We start from the raw sequence: 1,453 nt of genomic DNA, 5'->3' as shown, positions 1-1,453 counted from the left end.
CCAGAGCCACAGGAGGATGAAATACACTGGGCGGATTAGACCCAGATGGCCTGGTAAGCGTTTGGCATCATTAACACTGTAGAGTTCATCCACCCACAGGCTCTCTGTGCCGAGTTGATAGAGGTCAAACCCAGCCGCCAATAGCAAAATTAAGGCGATGGGAATCCATTGCCAAAGCCAATCTGCTTGAATAGGGGTTTCTGCTGAATTAAGTTTTTCTGCTTTCATCCACCTGACCAATTTTATCTAGAATCAATATTAAGAACCAAAGTGATCACAGCAGGGTTCATCATGGCTGGCTCAGGAAAGATAGTTGATCGCCATCAACATAGAACAATGAACCTCTTACCAACCAAAGTAAATTGGGACACACGCTTATATTAGTTATGGGTCTTATTTTAGACATTTATGCAAAATATCTATAATTCTTTCCATCACCATTACACCTGATCACCCCATCACCCTTGCCCTCTATCTTCCCAATGGTTTTCTGCGGTCACTTGTCCCAAACCCATACCATGCCAGTCCTACCAAGGGTGTAAGTACTACGATTTCCCACAGTATTCCCAAGAAGTTAGGAATACTCAAGATGGTGCGCACCATACCCAATTCTGGATTAAAATAATCAAATTTCGCAAAGATAGTAACCGGTGAAATAAAATAGTCCAAGGAAAAAGGCCAGAGTGCCTGGACTCCGAAAGGCGCTGTTGGGTCAGCTACTAGCATATCCAAGAGGATATGGCTGCCATAAACTAGAGCTGCCCAAATTCCCCACCGGAGCCGATTTAACCTCCAACGTCCCACTAGCCAAGCAACGAAGATGCCAACTACAGCAGCTACTATCAAGCTGTGGGTGGCCTGACGGTGAAAAGCTCCTGGATTTCCCAGCAGCAGCAATCCAGGCAGAATGTCTATGTCTGGCAAGTTTGTGAGCAATAGTGAACCATACAACAGCCGAGTTTGCTGATGCCAAGCTATATGAGGGCGTGCCAGAACAAATCCACAAATACCGGCTAATGTGTGTCCTACTGGTGATGGCATTGGATTAATTTATATTTGGTAATTTATATTTGGTAATTTATATTTGGTAATTTATATTTGGTAATTTATATTTGGTAATTTATATTTGGTAATTTATATTTGCTTTGATCCTTGTTTATTAATTACCATTACACCTGACTACCTGATTACTTGATTACCCGATTACCTGATCTCAGTTAATCACCTTTACTTGCGCAAAGCGTATACAATTCCCCCCAGCAGCCCCTGAATGATCACGATTCCGTAAGCCAGCCAAGCAAAGGCAATCGCTTCGGATCTGGCAATATTGTAGCCGTAAGCCGCAAAAAAGAATACAAATGCATTCTCACGGAGACCAATCGCGTTGATCGATACAGGCAACACCATGATCAAGGAGACTAGGGGAATGATCACAAAGAAACTAAGAAGGGGA

Annotated in this window: 3 protein-coding genes; all 3 read right to left on the bottom strand. The window is 43.2% G+C overall.

The window, feature by feature from the left end:
- On the bottom strand, positions 1-228 hold a 228-nt coding region (locus F6K49_RS48665; RefSeq protein ID WP_293109881.1), incomplete at its 3' end, for a hypothetical protein.
- A gap of 243 nt (positions 229-471) precedes the next feature.
- Complete coding sequence (locus F6K49_RS48660) at positions 472-1,041, bottom strand: metal-dependent hydrolase (RefSeq protein WP_075898106.1); 570 nt, start codon at positions 1,039-1,041, stop codon at positions 472-474.
- Between the two features lie 186 nt (positions 1,042-1,227).
- On the bottom strand, positions 1,228-1,453 hold a 226-nt coding region (locus tag F6K49_RS48655), incomplete at its 5' end, for a hypothetical protein (RefSeq protein WP_293109877.1).

Source organism: Moorena sp. SIO3I6, assembly GCF_010672095.1.
This window is presented reverse-complemented; position numbering and strand designations above follow the sequence as displayed.

What these genes read in the sequence shown, in the direction of transcription:
- F6K49_RS48660 (WP_075898106.1), bottom strand. Translation starts at nt 1,041, where the DNA reads ATGCCATCACCAGTAGGACACACATTAGCCGGTATTTGTGGATTTGTT.